The organism is Bacillus sp. JCM 19034, from assembly GCF_001310635.1.
GTDB lineage: Bacteria > Bacillota > Bacilli > Bacillales > Bacillaceae_D > Halalkalibacter.
On the sequence record NZ_BAXR01000026.1, the window covers coordinates 1 to 16,253 of the forward strand.

Annotated in this window: 15 protein-coding genes, 2 pseudogenes and 1 riboswitch; of the genes and pseudogenes, 15 read left to right on the forward strand and 2 right to left on the reverse strand. The window is 40.5% G+C overall.

The genetic code is table 11. The annotated features are described in order from the left end of the window. Positions 1-326: 326 nt before the first annotated feature. The 15 genes and pseudogenes from JCM19034_RS18915 (at position 327) to purD (ending at position 15,606) form a co-directional block, all read left to right on the forward strand. A pseudogene (locus JCM19034_RS18915) lies at positions 327-1,428 on the forward strand (type III polyketide synthase). Next, entirely contained in the window at positions 1,425-1,982 is a 558-nt protein-coding gene (locus tag JCM19034_RS18920; protein WP_062052246.1) for an isoprenylcysteine carboxyl methyltransferase family protein, read from the forward strand. Before JCM19034_RS18915 ends, JCM19034_RS18920 begins: the two are co-directional and overlap by 4 nt. 253 nt (positions 1,983-2,235) lie before the next feature. Then, positions 2,236-2,442, forward strand: a complete 207-nt coding sequence (locus JCM19034_RS18925; protein WP_197276457.1) for an NETI motif-containing protein — start codon at positions 2,236-2,238, stop codon at positions 2,440-2,442. Positions 2,443-2,513: 71 nt separating this feature from the next. Further along, a riboswitch (purine riboswitch) is annotated at positions 2,514-2,615 on the forward strand. Between the two features lie 177 nt (positions 2,616-2,792). Next, entirely contained in the window at positions 2,793-3,278 is a 486-nt protein-coding gene (purE, locus tag JCM19034_RS18930; RefSeq protein WP_062052250.1) for a 5-(carboxyamino)imidazole ribonucleotide mutase, read from the forward strand. Further along, positions 3,275-4,393: a 5-(carboxyamino)imidazole ribonucleotide synthase gene (gene purK, locus JCM19034_RS18935; protein WP_062052252.1), complete on the forward strand. Its 1,119-nt coding sequence runs from the start codon at positions 3,275-3,277 to the stop codon at positions 4,391-4,393. Before purE ends, purK begins: the two co-directional genes overlap by 4 nt. A gap of 53 nt (positions 4,394-4,446) precedes the next feature. Then, positions 4,447-5,745 (forward strand): adenylosuccinate lyase, encoded by a 1,299-nt coding sequence (gene purB, locus JCM19034_RS18940; protein ID WP_062052254.1) that lies wholly within the window; start codon positions 4,447-4,449, stop codon positions 5,743-5,745. Between the two features lie 20 nt (positions 5,746-5,765). Next, positions 5,766-6,488 (forward strand): phosphoribosylaminoimidazolesuccinocarboxamide synthase, encoded by a 723-nt coding sequence (gene purC / locus JCM19034_RS18945; protein WP_062052256.1) that lies wholly within the window; start codon positions 5,766-5,768, stop codon positions 6,486-6,488. After that, the gene (gene purS, locus JCM19034_RS18950) at positions 6,476-6,727 is read left to right on the forward strand and encodes a phosphoribosylformylglycinamidine synthase subunit PurS (protein WP_062052258.1); all 252 of its coding nucleotides are present in this window, start codon (positions 6,476-6,478) and stop codon (positions 6,725-6,727) included. Before purC ends, purS begins: the two co-directional genes overlap by 13 nt. Beyond that, entirely contained in the window at positions 6,724-7,407 is a 684-nt protein-coding gene (gene purQ, locus JCM19034_RS18955; RefSeq protein ID WP_062052259.1) for a phosphoribosylformylglycinamidine synthase subunit PurQ, read from the forward strand. The genes purS and purQ overlap by 4 nt, the downstream gene beginning before the upstream one ends. After that, a pseudogene (purL, locus tag JCM19034_RS18960) lies at positions 7,391-9,615 on the forward strand (phosphoribosylformylglycinamidine synthase subunit PurL). Before purQ ends, purL begins: the two are co-directional and overlap by 17 nt. Continuing rightward, a complete protein-coding gene (purF, locus tag JCM19034_RS18965) occupies positions 9,591-11,003 on the forward strand; it encodes an amidophosphoribosyltransferase (protein WP_062052262.1) in 1,413 nt (470 codons plus the stop codon). The pseudogene purL and the gene purF overlap by 25 nt, the downstream one beginning before the upstream one ends. Before the next feature lie 21 nt (positions 11,004-11,024). Beyond that, entirely contained in the window at positions 11,025-12,062 is a 1,038-nt protein-coding gene (gene purM, locus JCM19034_RS18970) for a phosphoribosylformylglycinamidine cyclo-ligase (RefSeq protein WP_062052264.1), read from the forward strand. After that, positions 12,059-12,634, forward strand: a complete 576-nt coding sequence (purN, locus tag JCM19034_RS18975) for a phosphoribosylglycinamide formyltransferase (protein WP_062052266.1) — start codon at positions 12,059-12,061, stop codon at positions 12,632-12,634. Before purM ends, purN begins: the two co-directional genes overlap by 4 nt. Positions 12,635-12,761: 127 nt before the next feature. After that, the gene (purH, locus tag JCM19034_RS18980) at positions 12,762-14,297 is read left to right on the forward strand and encodes a bifunctional phosphoribosylaminoimidazolecarboxamide formyltransferase/IMP cyclohydrolase (RefSeq protein ID WP_062052267.1); all 1,536 of its coding nucleotides are present in this window, start codon (positions 12,762-12,764) and stop codon (positions 14,295-14,297) included. A gap of 25 nt (positions 14,298-14,322) precedes the next feature. After that, positions 14,323-15,606, forward strand: coding sequence for a phosphoribosylamine--glycine ligase (gene purD, locus JCM19034_RS18985; RefSeq protein WP_062052269.1), 1,284 nt, complete (start codon positions 14,323-14,325; stop codon positions 15,604-15,606). Here purD and JCM19034_RS25375 read toward each other — a convergent pair. Then, positions 15,569-15,679 (reverse strand): EYxxD motif small membrane protein, encoded by a 111-nt coding sequence (locus tag JCM19034_RS25375; protein WP_370622244.1) that lies wholly within the window; start codon positions 15,677-15,679, stop codon positions 15,569-15,571. The two genes, purD and JCM19034_RS25375, sit on opposite strands and share 38 nt — an antisense overlap. Before the next feature lie 190 nt (positions 15,680-15,869). Then, entirely contained in the window at positions 15,870-16,142 is a 273-nt protein-coding gene (locus JCM19034_RS18990) for a DUF2892 domain-containing protein (RefSeq protein ID WP_231687047.1), read from the reverse strand. Between the last annotated feature and the right edge of the window lie 111 nt (positions 16,143-16,253).

A 16,253-nucleotide genomic window follows, 5' to 3' on the forward strand; every position in this document is an offset into this window, starting at 1 on the left:
GTAGTAAAAAGGTAGCTGAAGAGCGTTATTTAAAGAGTAGTTAGAGAAAAACCATTAAACAATATCAAACTTTTCTGTCGTTTGATATAAAAATATACCGAAACCCCGATATATACTAGTATCGTATTAAGAAGTTTTTTATTAAACTCAAAAATCCATTTCCAGATTTAATTAGTTTAGGTAGTTCTAAAAGCGGAAATAATGTGAGAGTTTCATTTTCTATGTTTCATATATGTTTTTTCTAATTTATTTGTTTTCATTATACAAGAGTATTTTTCTGGTAAACAGGACATACTACCTTTAATTATTGTTGATGAGGTGGGAATATGCCATTTATCGCATCTGTTAGTCGTTTTGAACCGCCGAATACGATCGATCAAGAAACGACGACAGATTTTGCACGTGAGTTGTTTCAGGACAATTATCAAGATATCGAACGATTATTGACTGTTTTTCAAAATGGCCAAATTGAAAACGCCAGTTTGCGATGCCGATCGAGTGGTATCATAAAGAGCATTCATTAGAAGAACGAAATGATTTGTACATTGAATTAGCAACAAATTATTCTGTTGAAGCAATTAAAAAATGTTTAAATGAAAACCTATTATTAAAAAAAGCAATTGATTATAGCAGCATTGATGCAATTATTTGTGTGTCAAGTACAGGGATGCTACGCCAAGCCTTGATGCACGGATCATGAATCGTTTGCCATTTTCACCACACACAAAAAGAATACCATTATGGGGATTAGGGTGTGCTGGTGGTACGTCTGGAGTAAGTAGAGGCTATGAATATTGTCGTGCTTTTCCAGAGCAAAATGTACTTGTCGTTTGTGTGGAGTTGTGTAGTTTAACATTTCAGCGTCATGATCGATCGAAAAGTAACTTGGTCGGAACGTCTTTATTCGCTGATGGCGTAGCATGTGCGTTAATTTGTGGCGATCAATCTGAATTGCTTGATTCGCTCAAAAAGAATACAAGACCATATATTATTGGAACGGAATCAACAATAATGCCGGATTCAGAGGATGTAATGGGCTGGGATGTGAAGAATTCTGGTTTACATGTTGTCTTTTCTAGAAGTATTCCAACGATTATTAGACAATGGCTACAGCCTAATGTTCTTTCTTTTTTAACGAAGGCTGGGATTGATATTGACGAGCTTTCGGAGTTTATTGCCCATCCAGGAGGAAAGAAAGTATTGGATTCCTATATCGATTGTTTACATATCAATGAGCGTTTATTACTCGAATCGAAGGCTGTACTAAAGGAGCATGGAAATATGTCATCACCGACTGTTTTATATGTACTTGAAAGGGTTATGATGAAGGTGCATGAAGATGGAGAATATGGCTTGATGGCTTCATTAGGACCAGGGTTTAGTTCAGAACTCGTCCTAATTGAATGGAGAGGGGCCAGTGAGCGATGATTGTATATGGACTTATTCTAATTGTGATCCTGCAACGTTTAATAGAAGTCATCATAGCGAAGAAAAATGAACAATGGATGAAGAAGCAGGGTGGCTATGAAGTGGGAAAGTCACATTATCGTTATATGGTTATGCTACATATGCTATTCTTTTGCTCACTATTACTCGAGGTTAGCCTCACTCCCCCACAATTTTATATGTGGTCGCTTATCCCACTCAGTCTATTTCTTGTAGCACAAATATGCCGAGGATGGGCTTTATCTTCATTGGGACGTTTTTGGAATACGCGAATCATCGTATTGCCGGGTGCAAAAGTAAAGGTGAAAGGTCCATATCGATTTATTCGGCATCCGAATTATCTAGTCGTTGTCATTGAGATCATGATGCTACCACTACTATTTCAGGCTTATGTTACTATGATTCTTTTTACAATATTAAATGGATGGATCCTCTCTGTACGAATCAGAGAAGAAGAACAAGCATTACGAGGTGTTACAAATTATGAGAACGCTTTTTCAAATAAGAAGCGATTTCTTCCTATAATAGATGACTAGGGAAAATACGCTATCGTATTTTTCAGATGATACAAAGGATTTACGTATGTCTGAAAGTGTCTTTCTTTTAAAAACTGCTGTAACAAGTAGAGGCGACGCCACTCGTAATTCTTCTTACATCTCCCTTTATACTCCCTAGATCACTCCTGCAAAAGGAAGCTAACGAATCTTTCCAATGACACGAATTAGTGCTAAGCTAGTAAAAACTTAAAAGTCATTTAAATGAGGAAGGAATGGACGGTTATTGGCTAAAATGAGAAAGAAGAAATTTGAAGTGAAAGATGGAGAAACCATTGATCAATGCTTAGAGCGGATGAAGAATGAAGGCTACCAGCCGATGCGAAGAATTGAAAAGCCGCTTTTTGAAGAGCGAACAGATCGATCGACAAAAGAATATGTTCCTATTCGTCAACAAATTATCTTTGAAGGGATTTTAACAGAAAACGAACAATGTGAGTAAGTTGTTTTCTTATTGTTCGACATTTTATTGACATAATGATCAGTTCCTTGTAAGATTGTAGCTAGATGATTGAAAAAAAACGAAATAAACCTCATATATCATTGGAAATATGGTCCAAAAGTTTCTACCCAGTTACCGTAAATAACTGGACTATGAGGGAAGGTCATTGCACTTTGGAACTATGAAGGCGTAGAAGTTGCTTCCTTTCTCTCGAATACGTGAGTAAAAGTAAGCTATTTCTACGCTTTTTTTAAAAGATTATCATTAGCAAATTTTGTAAGAAATCATGAAGAGACGCTTAAGCGTGGTTCTTATTAATCATCTCAGAATGGGAGAGGGGCGATCAAATCGTGAATCCAGAAGTGGGCGTCATTATGGGAAGTACATCAGATTGGGATACGATGAAATCAGCATGTGACGTATTGGATGAGTTAGGTGTTATTTATGAAAAAAAGGTTGTTTCTGCTCATAGGACACCGGATTTAATGTTTGATTATGCAGAACAGGCGAGAGAACGAGGAATAAAAGTAATTATTGCAGGTGCTGGAGGAGCAGCTCATCTTCCAGGTATGGTTGCGGCAAAAACGACATTGCCTGTTATTGGTGTGCCTGTACAATCAAGAGCATTACAAGGGCTTGATTCATTGCTTTCGATTGTCCAAATGCCTGGCGGTGTTCCAGTAGCGACAGTAGCGATTGGAAAAGCTGGTGCTACAAATGCCGGGTTACTTGCAGCACAAATATTAGGAGCTTTTCAACCAGGCGTGAAAGAGCGATTAGAAGAACGACGTGAGAAGACGAGACAACAAGTACTAGAAAGCAGTGAGGAACTATGAGTCGCATAATTAAACCGGGTCAAACGATTGGAATTATCGGTGGCGGACAGCTTGGACGAATGATGGCGATTGCTGCTAAGCAAATGGGCTACCGTATTGCCGTATTGGAGCCTAGTCCTGATTCTCCTTGTGGACAAGTTGCTGATTATGTCATTGAAGCGGCATACGATGATCGGCAAGCGGCAAAAGAGCTAGCAAAGATTTCTGATGTCATTACGTATGAATTTGAAAATATAGATAGCGAAACAGCAACATGGCTTACAGAGGAAGCAGATTTCCCTCAAGGAGCTAACGTATTGCGTTTCACTCAACACCGTTTATTAGAAAAGGAAACGATCCAGTCAGTAGGGATTCCTGTCGCCCCTTTTTATGCAGTACATTCTATTGAAGATGTAGAAAATGCTGCTAACGAAATAGGCTTTCCGGCCGTGTTAAAAACATGTCGCGGCGGCTACGATGGGAAAGGTCAACGTGTTGTAAAAGATATAAGTCAATTAGCTGAAGCAGCAAAGGAACTGTTAGAGCAATCAGAATGTGTACTCGAAGCATGGATTCCGTTTCAGCTTGAGTTGTCTGTCATTGTAACACGATCAAGAAATGGTGAAACAGCTGTTTTCCCCGTTGCTGAAAATGAACATAAGGAGAACATTCTACACCGTTCTTACGTACCAGCACGCGTCAAAGATGAAGTGATTGAAGAGGCGAAACGAATCGCTTTAACACTTGTAACGGAATTAGATGTGGTTGGAACGTTAGCGGTGGAACTTTTCATGCTTGAGGATGGCAGATTATATGTCAATGAATTAGCACCTAGACCTCATAATTCAGGTCACTATTCCATAGAGGCATGTGTCACATCACAGTTTGAACAGCATGTTCGAGCGGTATGTGGATTACCACTTGGTTCTACTGATTTACTTAGAACCGTTATTATGGAAAATATTCTTGGAGAACATGTAGAACCTATTATGAACCAATTATTGAATCTACATGACGTGAAGCTCCATTTATATGGAAAAAGCGAAGTAAAGGCTAAGCGGAAAATGGGTCATTTAACTGTAACAGCTAAAAGCTTAGAAGAAGCGGAAAAGAAACTCGAACGTCTAATGAACTAAGCAAAGACGCTAAAGCGTTTTTCAGATAATAAAAAAGTGGAGGCTATGTACTTATGATTGAACGTTATACACGACCTGAAATGGGGTCTATTTGGACAGAAGAAAATCGTTATCAAGCTTGGTTGGAAGTTGAGATTGTTGCCTGTGAAGCATGGGCTGAGCTTGGAGAAATCCCAAAGGAAGATGTCCAGAAGATTAGAAAAAATGCTAGCTTTGATGTAAAACGAATCCTAGAAATTGAACAGGAAACTCGTCATGATGTAGTTGCATTTACACGTGCTGTCTCAGAAACATTAGGAGAAGAACGAAAGTGGGTTCATTACGGTTTAACATCAACAGATGTCGTTGATACTGCTCTGTCCTATTTACTAAAGCAAGCGAATGAGATTTTGCTAGCTGATATCGAACGTTTTATTGAGATATTAAAAAACAAAGCACTTGAGCATAAATTTACAATTATGATGGGACGTACACACGGTGTTCATGCTGAACCAACTACATTTGGTTTAAAGCTTGCACTTTGGTATGAAGAAATGAAACGGAACCTTGAGCGCTTTAAGCATGCAGCAGAAGGCGTTCGAGTTGGTAAGCTTTCAGGAGCTGTCGGTACGTTTGCTAATATTGATCCAGCAATTGAAGCTTTTGTGTGTAAAAAGCTAGGCTTAGAGCCTGCTCCGATTTCAACTCAAACGCTACAGCGTGATCGTCATGCGGAATATTTAGCAGCATTAGCTTTAATTGCGACTTCGATTGAGAAGTTCGCTGTTGAGATTCGTGGTTTACAGAAGAGTGAAACACGTGAAGTAGAAGAGTTTTTTGCAAAAGGACAAAAAGGTTCATCAGCAATGCCACATAAGCGTAACCCAATTGGTTCAGAGAACATGACAGGCCTTGCCCGTGTCATTCGTGGGCACATGCTGACAGCTTATGAAAATGTTCCGCTATGGCATGAACGTGATATTTCTCATTCATCGGCTGAGCGTATTATTTTACCAGATGCAACCATTGCCTTGAATTATATGCTTAATCGTTTCGGAAATATTGTTAAGAATCTTACGGTGTTCCCTGAAAATATGAAGCGTAATATGACACGGACGTATGGATTAATTTATTCACAGCGTGTATTGCTTACATTGATTAACAAAGGAATGGTTCGTGAGGAAGCGTATGATCTTGTTCAACCGAAAGCAATGGAAGCTTGGGAGAAGGGTGTACAATTCCGTGAATTAGTAGAGGCAGAAGAGCGCATTACAAATGTCCTCTCACCAGAAGAGATTGAAGAATGCTTTAACTATGAACACCATATGAAACATGTTGATACAATCTTTAGAAGAGTAGGGTTAGAAGACTAATATATCGGAGGTTCGATCTCATGGGAAAAGGCGCCTTGCTTTATGAAGGAAAAGCAAAGAAAATCTACAAAACGGACAAGCCAAATGAGCTCTGGATTGAGTACAAAGATTCAGCAACAGCTTTTAACGGTGAAAAGAAGGAAACACTAGCTGGTAAAGCACGGTTAAACAATGAAATTACGACGTTAATTTTTGATTACTTACAAAAAAACGGAGTAGAAAGTCATTTCATTAAACGTTTATCAGAAACAGAGCAGCTCGTAAAAGAAGTGGAAATTATTCCACTAGAAGTAGTCGTACGAAATGTTGTGGCTGGAAGCTTATCAAAGCGTTTAGGAATTGAGGAAGGGACGCAGCTTGAGACACCAATTGTCGAATTTTACTATAAGGATGATGATTTAGGAGACCCGCTCGTAACAGAAGATCATATTGCCATATTACAAGTTGCGGCACCGGAAGACTTACAGATTCTTCGTGAAAAAGGTAAGGAAGTTAATGAACATCTAATCTCGCTTTTTAATACGTTAAATGTTCGTTTAGTAGATTTTAAGCTTGAGTTTGGGCGAACGAAGGAAGGGGACATTTTGCTTGCTGATGAAATTTCTCCGGATACATGTCGCTTATGGGATAAAGATACGAATCAACGATTTGATAAAGATTTGTTTAGAAGAAACATTGGTAGTTTACAAGAAGGCTATGAAGAAATCTTATCACGCTTAGGAGGCGCATCATGTACAAAGTAAAAGTATACGTTACGTTAAGAGAAAGTGTATTAGATCCACAAGGAGGAGCAGTAAAGCGTGCTCTTCACACGAAAGGCTATAAGGAAGTAGAGGAAGTTCGAATCGGTAAATATATGGAACTAACATTAAACGATATGGCTGATGTTGAAGTGCGTATTGATGAAATGTGTTCAAAGCTACTTGCTAACACAGTTATTGAAGACTATCGCTATGAAATTGAGGAGGGTGTTTCTTCATGAAATTTGCTGTGATTGTCTTCCCAGGATCTAACTGTGATTCTGATATGTTTCACGCAATTCGTGATGGTATTGGTGAAGAAGTGGAATATGTACGTTATGATGAGACGTCGCTTTCAGGTTTCGATGGTGTCTTATTACCTGGGGGCTTTTCCTATGGTGATTATCTTCGTTCAGGGGCGATTGCTCGATTTGCACCGATTATGGACGAGGTTGTTGCCTTTGCTGAGGCGGGTAAGCCAGTGTTAGGCGTATGTAACGGATTCCAAGTACTACTTGAGGTTGGACTATTGCCAGGTGCAATGAAGCGAAATGATGGTTTGAAATTTATTTGTCGCCCGACAAACCTAATTGTTGAAAATGCCAAGACGAAATTCACGAGCAATTATGAGCAAGGTCAGATCATTAATATCCCTGTTGCGCACGGTGAAGGGAACTATGAATGTGACGAGGAGACACTAGCGAAGCTTGAGGAGCAAAAGCAAATTGTCTTCCGTTATGAGGAGCCGATTAATGGCTCAAAAGCAAATATTGCCGGTATTGTTAATGAGGGCGGAAATGTATTAGGAATGATGCCACACCCTGAACGTGCGGTCGAAGCATTACTTGGCCGTGAAGATGGATTAAAACTTTTTCAATCGATTGTGAAAAATTGGAGGGAATCTCATGTCACTACTTCTTGAACCAACAGCTGAGCGTGTGAAAGAGGAAAAGCTATATCGTGCAATGGGGCTTACGGATGAAGAATTTGCAATGGTTGAGGACATTCTTGGCCGCGTGCCAAACTATACGGAAACAGGTATTTTCTCAGTTATGTGGTCAGAGCATTGTAGCTATAAAACTCAAAGGTTGTCTTAAAGAAATTCCCAACTGAAGGGGAGCAAGTACTACAAGGACCAGGAGAAGGTGCTGGAATTATCGATATTGGTGATGGTCAAGCGGTTGTGTTCAAAGTGGAAAGCCACAATCACCCATCTGCGATAGAGCCATTTCAAGGAGCAGCAACAGGTGTTGGAGGAATATTGCGTGATGTCTTTTCAATGGGAGCACGACCTATCGCCCTATTAAACTCATTGCGTTTTGGTGAGCTCGAATCAGAGCGTGTGAAATATTTATTTGAGGAAGTGGTTGCTGGAATTGCTGGTTACGGTAACTGCATGGGCGTTCCAACCGTTGGTGGAGAAATTCAATTTGACCCATGCTATGAAGCGAATCCACTCGTAAACGCAATGTGCGTAGGGTTAATTGATCATAAGGATATTCAAAAAGGACAAGCAAAGGGTGTCGGCAATACGGTCATGTACGTAGGTGCTAGCACTGGTCGTGACGGAATTCATGGTGCAACCTTTGCTTCAGAAGAGCTTGGGGAAGATGCCGATGAGAAGCGTCCAGCGGTTCAAGTAGGTGATCCGTTCATGGAAAAGCTATTACTTGAAGCATGTTTAGAGCTTATCCAAAATGATGCATTAGTCGGTATTCAAGATATGGGTGCTGCTGGTTTAACGTCATCTTCGGCAGAGATGGCAAGTAAAGCAGGCTCAGGAATTGAAATGAACTTAGACTTAATTCCACAACGAGAAAAAGGCATGACTCCATATGAAATGATGCTTTCAGAATCACAGGAGCGTATGCTAATTGTTGTTAAAAAAGGACGCGAACAAGAAATTAAAGATATTTTTGATCGCTGGGGTCTGTTATCAGCTGAGGTTGGTCATGTAACGGATGACAAACGATTACGTTTACTTCATAAAGGGGAAGTTGTAGCAGATTTACCGGTTGACGCACTAGCGGAAGAAGCACCTGTTTATCATAAACCTTCTAAAGAAGCTGAGTATTATAAAAAGTTTCAACAGCTAGAAAATAAAGTACCAGCTGTTAATGATATAAAAGAAACGTTCTTAACTCTTCTAAAGCAGCCTACAATTGCAAGTAAAGAGTGGGTTTACGATCAATATGATTACATGGTACAAACAAATACTGTTGTTGAGCCAGGTTCGGATGCTGCTGTTTTACGTGTACGTGGTACAAGAAAAGCACTGGCAATGACAACCGATTGTAACTCTCGCTATATTTATCTTGATCCAGAAGTCGGAGGGCAAATTGCTGTTGCAGAAGCAGCTCGAAATATCGTCTGCTCAGGTGCGAAGCCACTAGGTTTAACAGACGGTTTAAACTATGGAAGCCCGGAAAAGCCGGAAATTTTCTGGCAGTTAGAAAAATCGACAGATGGTATGAGTGAAGCATGTCGAGTGCTAAATACACCAGTTATCGGTGGTAACGTATCTTTATACAATGAATCAAATGGAGTAGCTATTTATCCAACACCTGTTATTGGGATGGTCGGTCTTGTTGAGGATGTTGATCATATTACGACACAAGCTTTCAAGCAGGCAGGAGATATTATTTATCTATTGGGTGAAACAAAACCTGAGTTTGGCGGTAGTGAGCTGCAAAAGTTAGTTGATGGTAAATTATCTGGTAAAGCACCTGCACTTGATTTGGAAGAGGAAAGACAGCGTCAAGAGCAATTACTTGCAGCAATTCAAAACGGTCTTGTTCAATCTGCACATGATGTCGCTGAGGGTGGATTAGGTATTGCACTTGCAGAATGTATGACTTCAGGATCATTAGGTGCTGACGTTACTGTTGTAGGTGATGTTACAACTGCACTGTTTGCTGAATCGCAATCCCGTATTGTCGTGACAGTACGCCCTGAAAAAGCAGCGGAATTTGAAACGGCTGTTCAAGCTAAGAAGCTTGGGGTTGTTACAGATAAAGCTATATTAGCGATCAAAGATGAGAACGAACAAGTAATACTTGAGTCATCACAAGAAGAAATCGTAGAGGCTTGGAAAGGAGCCATTCCATGTTTGCTGAAATCAAAGGCTTAAATGAAGAATGTGGTGTGTTTGCGATTTGGGGACATAAAGATGCAGCTCAGCTAACCTATTATGGTCTTCATAGTTTACAGCATCGCGGTCAAGAAGGAGCCGGCATCGTCGTATCAGATGGTGAACAATTAAAAATTCATAAAGGTCTAGGACTTGTCAATGATGTATTCAGCCCAAATGATTTCGATGAATTAAGTGGCCAGTCAGCAATTGGACATGTACGATATGCAACAGCGGGAGGTGGAGGCTTTGCCAATGTGCAGCCTCTAATGTTCCGTTCACAAACGGGGAGTATCGCAATCGCCCATAATGGAAATCTTGTCAATGCAACAAGTATGAAGCATCAGCTCGAAGGGCAAGGCAGTATTTTCCAATCGACATCTGATACTGAAGTAGTTGCCCATTTAATTAAGCGAAGTGGTTTTGCAACTCTTGAAGAGCAATTCAAAAATGCGTTAACGATGTTAAAAGGAGCATATGCGTTAGCAGTCATGAATGAAGAGCAATTAATGATCGCTCTAGATCCGAATGGCTTACGACCTCTTTCTCTCGGTCGTCTTGGCGATGCATATGTCGTTGCATCTGAAACATGTGCATTTGATATAATTGGTGCCCAGTACGTACGTGAAGTGGAGCCTGGAGAGCTCATTGTTATTGATGAAAATGGCTTGCGCTCACAACGTTTTTCAGGGTCATCTAATCGGTCAATTTGTAGTATGGAGTATATATACTTCGCTCGTCCAGACAGCAACCTAGATGAAATTAATGTTCATACTTCTCGAAAGAATTTAGGGAAACAGCTTGCGACAGAGTCACCGGTTGAAGCTGATGTTGTCACAGGTGTGCCCGACTCAAGTATTTCAGCAGCGATTGGCTATGCTGAGCAATCAGGCATACCGTATGAGCTAGGAATGATCAAAAACCGTTATGTTGGACGAACATTTATACAACCTTCACAGGAATTACGTGAACAAGGTGTAAAAATGAAACTCTCTCCAGTTCGAGGAGTAGTTGAAGGGAAACGTGTTGTTATGATCGATGATTCGATTGTTCGGGGAACGACGAGCAAACGGATCGTGAATATGCTACGTGAAGCAGGTGCTACAGAGGTACATGTTCGCATTAGTGCACCTCCGATTAAGCATCCTTGCTTCTATGGCATTGATACATCGACATCAGGCGAACTGATTGCAGCCAATCATTCTATAGAGGAAATGCGTGAAATGATGGGAGCAGATTCATTAGCATTCTTATCAACAGAAGGATTAATGAAAGGGATTGGACGTTCGGATGAAGTACCGAATTGTGGTCAATGCTTAGCTTGTTTTACAGGGAATTATCCAACGGAGATTTATCCAGATACATTACATCCTTATGCAAAGGTATAGTAGAGAAGGGAGCCTGAATGGATGTCTGAAGCGTATAAAAAAGCAGGTGTCAGCCTAGAGGCTGGCTATGAAGCAGTAGAGCGAATGAAAAGCCATGTTAATCGGACGAAGCGTCACGGAGTAATGGGCGGACTTGGTGGGTTTGGAGGAATGTTTGACCTTTCCTCATTAAACTTAGAGGAGCCAGTACTTGTTTCTGGTACAGATGGTGTTGGAACGAAGCTTATGCTTGCTTTTATGATGGATAAGCATGACACAATCGGAATTGATGCAGTAGCAATGTGTGTCAATGACATAGTTGTTCAAGGAGCAGAACCGCTTTATTTTCTCGACTATATTGCTTGTGGAAAAGCGGTACCCAAACGGTTAGAAGCGATTGTAAAAGGAGTAGCTGATGGCTGTGAGCAGGCAGGCTGTGCCTTAGTCGGTGGCGAAACAGCGGAAATGCCGGGTATGTATAGTGAAGATGACTATGATATTGCCGGGTTTGCAGTTGGTGCGGTCGAAAAAAAGAAAATGATTACTGGTAACCAAATAGAAGAAGGAAACGTCGTTATTGGTCTTGCTTCAAGCGGAGTTCATAGTAATGGGTTTTCTCTCGTTCGAAAGATCTTTCTACAAGATCACGGGTTTACGTTGGAAGATACAGTAGACGGATTAGATAAATCATTAGGAGAAGAATTATTAACACCGACAAAAATATATGTAAAACCATTGCTAGCTTGTTTAAACGAAGTTGATGTGCGAGGAATGGCCCATATTACTGGCGGGGGCTTTTATGAGAATTTACCGAGAATGCTTCCTCATGGATTGGGTATTCATATTGATCACGGTTCATGGCCAGTATTGTCTATTTTCCATGCACTTCAATCGTATGGGAAGTTAACGGATAAAGAGCTTTTCTCGACGTTTAACATGGGAATTGGCATGGCCATTGTAGTCCCCGAAGAACAAGCAAAGCGTGCGATTTCGCTGTTTAATGAGCAAGGCGAAGATGCCTATCTTATCGGAAAGGTCGTCAAAGGTGAAGGTGTTACGATCGGGGGCATTAGCGAATGAGGATAGCTGTGTTCGCTTCAGGCAGTGGTAGTAATGCAGAAGCTATTATTCAAGCAACAAAAAAAGGAATGCTAGATGCTGAGGTTGCTCTTGTTGTGACGGATAAGCCTAGTGCGAAGGTTGTAGAACGTGCCAAATCGTATGGAATAGATGTATTTGCTTTTTCTCCTAAAGATTTTGATGGGAAAGAAGCGTTTGAACGCGAAATTGTTGCAACTTTAAAGGAATTTCAAATCTCTTTCCTCGTACTTGCTGGTTACATGCGACTTGTCGGTAAGACATTATTGGAAGCATATGAAGGACGAATGGTGAACATTCATCCTTCATTGCTTCCTTCATTTCCAGGGTTAGATGCTATTGGTCAAGCATTTGCGGCAAAAGTTAAAATAACAGGTGTAACCATACATTATGTTGATGCAGGCATGGATACAGGTCCGATTATTGCACAAGAAGCGGTTCGCATAGATGATAATGATACGATTGATACGTTACGTGAGAAGGTCCAAGCGATTGAACATAAATTGTATCCAGAAACGTTGCAAACTATTTTTATGGAAAAAGGTAAGTCATAGTTTGCAGAAAAGCTCGTTACATGCTTGTTTAAGACAAGCTCAAAACATTGTAACGGCTTGAGTACGATACTTATAGGAAAAATGCGATCGCGTTATTCTGAAATGAACTTGAAAGGGTGGAGTAGTGATGTCTAAGCGTGCGTTAGTGAGCGTTTCAAATAAAGAAGGAATTGTAGAATTTGTTCAAAAGCTTAACGAGCAAGGATTTGAAGTAGTTTCAACAGGCGGTACGAAAAAAACACTGCAAGATGCAGGAGTACCTGTTATTGGAATTTCTGAAGTGACAAACTTTCCGGAAATTTTAGATGGACGTGTTAAAACATTGCATCCAAATATTCATAGCGGACTTTTAGCAATGAGAGAAAGAGAAGAGCACCAAAAGCAGCTGCAAGAGCATAATATCACACCAATTGACCTAGTAGTAGTGAATTTATATCCGTTTAAAGAAACGATTGCGAAGCCTAATTGTACGTTTGCTGATGCGATTGAAAATATTGATATCGGTGGGCCCAGTATGCTACGAGCAGCTGCGAAAAACCATCAACACGTAACGGTTGTTGTTGATCCAGCTGACTATGACACGGTTCTTTCTGAGCTTAACACAAACAAGGTTGTATCTATTGAAACAAAGCGTCGTCTAGCAGCAAAGGTATTCCGCCATACGGCAGCATATGATGCGTTAATAGCTGAATATTTAACGAAGGAAGTAGAAGAAACCGAGCCAGAAACGTTTACGGTTACATATGAACGTAAACAAGGCTTACGATATGGAGAAAACCCGCATCAACAAGCTACGTTTTATAAAAAGCCATTAGCAGATGACGCATCGATTGCGAGTGCGAAACAGCTCCATGGGAAAGAGCTTTCATATAATAATATTCATGATGCTGATGCTGCTTTGGCGATCGTAAAGGAATTTACAGAACCAGCTGTTGTAGCAGTGAAGCATATGAATCCATGTGGAGTTGGTACGGGGGGAACAGTTGAGGAAGCATACGACCGGGCTTACGAAGCTGATCCAGTTTCCATTTTTGGGGGCATTGTAGCAGCAAATCGGGAAATCGATGAAGCAACAGCAATAAAGATGAAAGAGATTTTCTTAGAGATTATTATTGCTCCTTCGTTTACAAACGAAGCCATTGAAATCTTAACGGCGAAGAAAAACCTACGTTTACTGACGGTTGATGTGAAGAAGCAAGCGAATCCTGAGGCTATGTTAACGTCCATTCATGGTGGTTTGCTCGTTCAGGATGAGGATACGTATGGGTTTGAAGATGCTACGATCGAAGTAGTGACAGAGCGCCAGCCAACAGAAGAAGAGTGGGAAGCGTTGAAGCTAGCATGGAAAGTTGTCAAACATGTAAAATCAAATGCCATTGTCCTTACGAATGGTCAAATGACAGTTGGTGTTGGAGCTGGTCAAATGAACCGTGTCGGTGCAGCTGATATTGCAATTGCTCAAGCTAGTGAAAGAATAAAAGGGGCTGTAATGGGTTCAGATGCTTTCTTCCCGATGGGTGATACAGTGGAGCTTGCTGGTAAGGCTGGAGTAACGGCTGTGATTCAACCTGGTGGTTCTATAAAGGATCAAGAATCAATTGATATGGCGAATAAATACGGCATTGCTATGGTTATGACAGGTGTACGTCATTTTAAACATTAAGATAAATAAAGGAAGTGCATAAGCAGTGAACGTTCTAATTATTGGTAGTGGCGGGCGCGAACATGCTCTAGCATGGAAAGTCGCCAAAAGCAAGCAAGTAACAGAAGTCTTCGTTGCCCCTGGTAATGATGGAATGGTAGATGTAGCAACACCTGTGGCAATTGCAGAAAGTGATCACGAAGGACTTGTCTCGTTCGCAAAAGATAAGGGAGTGGAGCTTACAATAGTTGGTCCAGAGGTTCCCCTTTTAGCAGGTGTCGTTGATCGTTTTGAGGAGGCTGGATTACGTGTCTTTGGTCCGAAAAAGGAAGCAGCCTTACTTGAAGGAAGTAAATCATATGCAAAGTCAATTATGAAGAAATACAACATCCCTACAGGTGGCTATGAAGTATTTACGAATTATGAACAGGCTGTTGCTTATGTGAAGGAACAAGGTGCTCCTATTGTCATTAAGGCGGACGGTTTAGCAGCTGGAAAAGGTGTAACGGTTGCAATGACAGAAGAAGATGCGATTCAAGCATTAGATTCGATGTTAAATGACGGAGCATTTGGAGAAGCTAGTTCACAGGTTGTCATTGAGGAATATCTTGAGGGTGAGGAGCTTTCATTAATGGCTTTTGTCCACCATCAAACAGTCATTCCAATGGTCGGTGCTCAAGATCATAAGCGGGCATTTAATGGAGATAAAGGACCGAACACTGGTGGAATGGGTTCTTATTCACCTGTACCGCAGTTTACAGAAGCAGACGTTCAAGAGGCAGTCGAAAAAGTGTTACAGCCTGCTGCCGATGCTCTAGTTTCTGAAGGTACGCCATTTACAGGATTTTTATATGCTGGCTTAATGATGACAGAAGCAGGTCCGAAAGTAATAGAATTCAATGTTCGCTTCGGTGATCCCGAAACACAAGTGATTTTACCGCGACTAGATTCAGACCTTGTTCAAGTATGTATCGATCTGTTAGACGGGAAAAAACCTACGCTAAATTGGTCAGATGATGCTGTTATCGGAGTTGTGTTTGCGAGCGAAGGCTATCCTGGCTCTTATCCGAAAGGAACGGTTATTGAAGGCTTAGATCAGCTTGATTCAGACATACTTGTCTTCCATGCTGGAACAAAAAAGGAAGCTGGTAAGTGGAAAACAAACGGAGGACGTGTCTTCCTTGTAGCATCTAGAAAGGCAAATCTTCAAGATGCACAGCAGCGAGTGTATGAGCAGGCTGAACTCATTAGTAAGAATGGTTTGTTTTATCGTACGGATATCGGTTATAAAGCTATTTCGCGCCTCGGTTCCTCATCAAAAAATAAATAATGGCTACAATTGTTCCGATAACCATTGCATAGACAAATAACGTATCAAGTGCAAATTCAGTAAAATCAAACATGATGATATAACTCCTTCTTCATTTTATTTAAGATTGAGACAAAAGCAACCACTTGCAAAGTTCAAACGTAAGTGGTTGCTTTTTGTCTATTACTTACATTTCTGTTACAGTAAAACGTCAATCTGTAAGCAAATTGTAAAAAGGAGAAAGCAAGTCCATACAGTATAATCAATATGATAAGTCGTAATGCCTACTGTGCTGAATGCTCCGATGTCACTTGAGAGTTCTCTTGGTTTTGATTTGTCGAGTTATTTTGGTTATTTTGTTGATTCTGTTCGGCCAAGTAAACTAACGGACAAAATTTTGTGATTCCTTCTGCTACTTTCATTGCCCCTGCAATCGTGGCAAAAAGCGGAAATGAAGAAGATTGTTTTTTCGTTAGCTTAGCTGTAGACCAAGCAACAACGGTTAGCCCCATTGTAATTCTACATAGTGCATTTACGGTAGAAATATTCTGTTTCATGATCATACCTCCTTTACATTATATTCACAAAAAGTTCGTGAAGATTTTTAACAACTTTTTATGATTTGCTTCGTGAAGATGTGTTAAAGTTATGCTAAAGACTTATATGAA

Bases quoted from the DNA above. Each gene is read 5' to 3' on its own strand.
- JCM19034_RS18920 (WP_062052246.1), top strand. From the start codon at position 1,425: ATGATTGTATATGGACTTATTCTAATTGTGATCCTGCAACGTTTAATA.
- JCM19034_RS18925 (WP_197276457.1), top strand. From the start codon at position 2,236: ATGAGAAAGAAGAAATTTGAAGTGAAAGATGGAGAAACCATTGATCAA.
- purK (WP_062052252.1), top strand. From the start codon at position 3,275: ATGAGTCGCATAATTAAACCGGGTCAAACGATTGGAATTATCGGTGGC.
- purB (WP_062052254.1), top strand. From the start codon at position 4,447: ATGATTGAACGTTATACACGACCTGAAATGGGGTCTATTTGGACAGAA.
- purC (WP_062052256.1), top strand. From the start codon at position 5,766: ATGGGAAAAGGCGCCTTGCTTTATGAAGGAAAAGCAAAGAAAATCTAC.
- purS (WP_062052258.1), top strand. From the start codon at position 6,476: ATGTACAAAGTAAAAGTATACGTTACGTTAAGAGAAAGTGTATTAGAT.
- purQ (WP_062052259.1), top strand. From the start codon at position 6,724: ATGAAATTTGCTGTGATTGTCTTCCCAGGATCTAACTGTGATTCTGAT.
- purF (WP_062052262.1), top strand. From the start codon at position 9,591: ATGTTTGCTGAAATCAAAGGCTTAAATGAAGAATGTGGTGTGTTTGCG.
- purM (WP_062052264.1), top strand. From the start codon at position 11,025: ATGTCTGAAGCGTATAAAAAAGCAGGTGTCAGCCTAGAGGCTGGCTAT.
- purN (WP_062052266.1), top strand. From the start codon at position 12,059: ATGAGGATAGCTGTGTTCGCTTCAGGCAGTGGTAGTAATGCAGAAGCT.
- purH (WP_062052267.1), top strand. From the start codon at position 12,762: ATGTCTAAGCGTGCGTTAGTGAGCGTTTCAAATAAAGAAGGAATTGTA.
- JCM19034_RS25375 (WP_370622244.1), bottom strand. From the start codon at position 15,679: ATGTTTGATTTTACTGAATTTGCACTTGATACGTTATTTGTCTATGCA.
- JCM19034_RS18990 (WP_231687047.1), bottom strand. From the start codon at position 16,142: ATGAAACAGAATATTTCTACCGTAAATGCACTATGTAGAATTACAATG.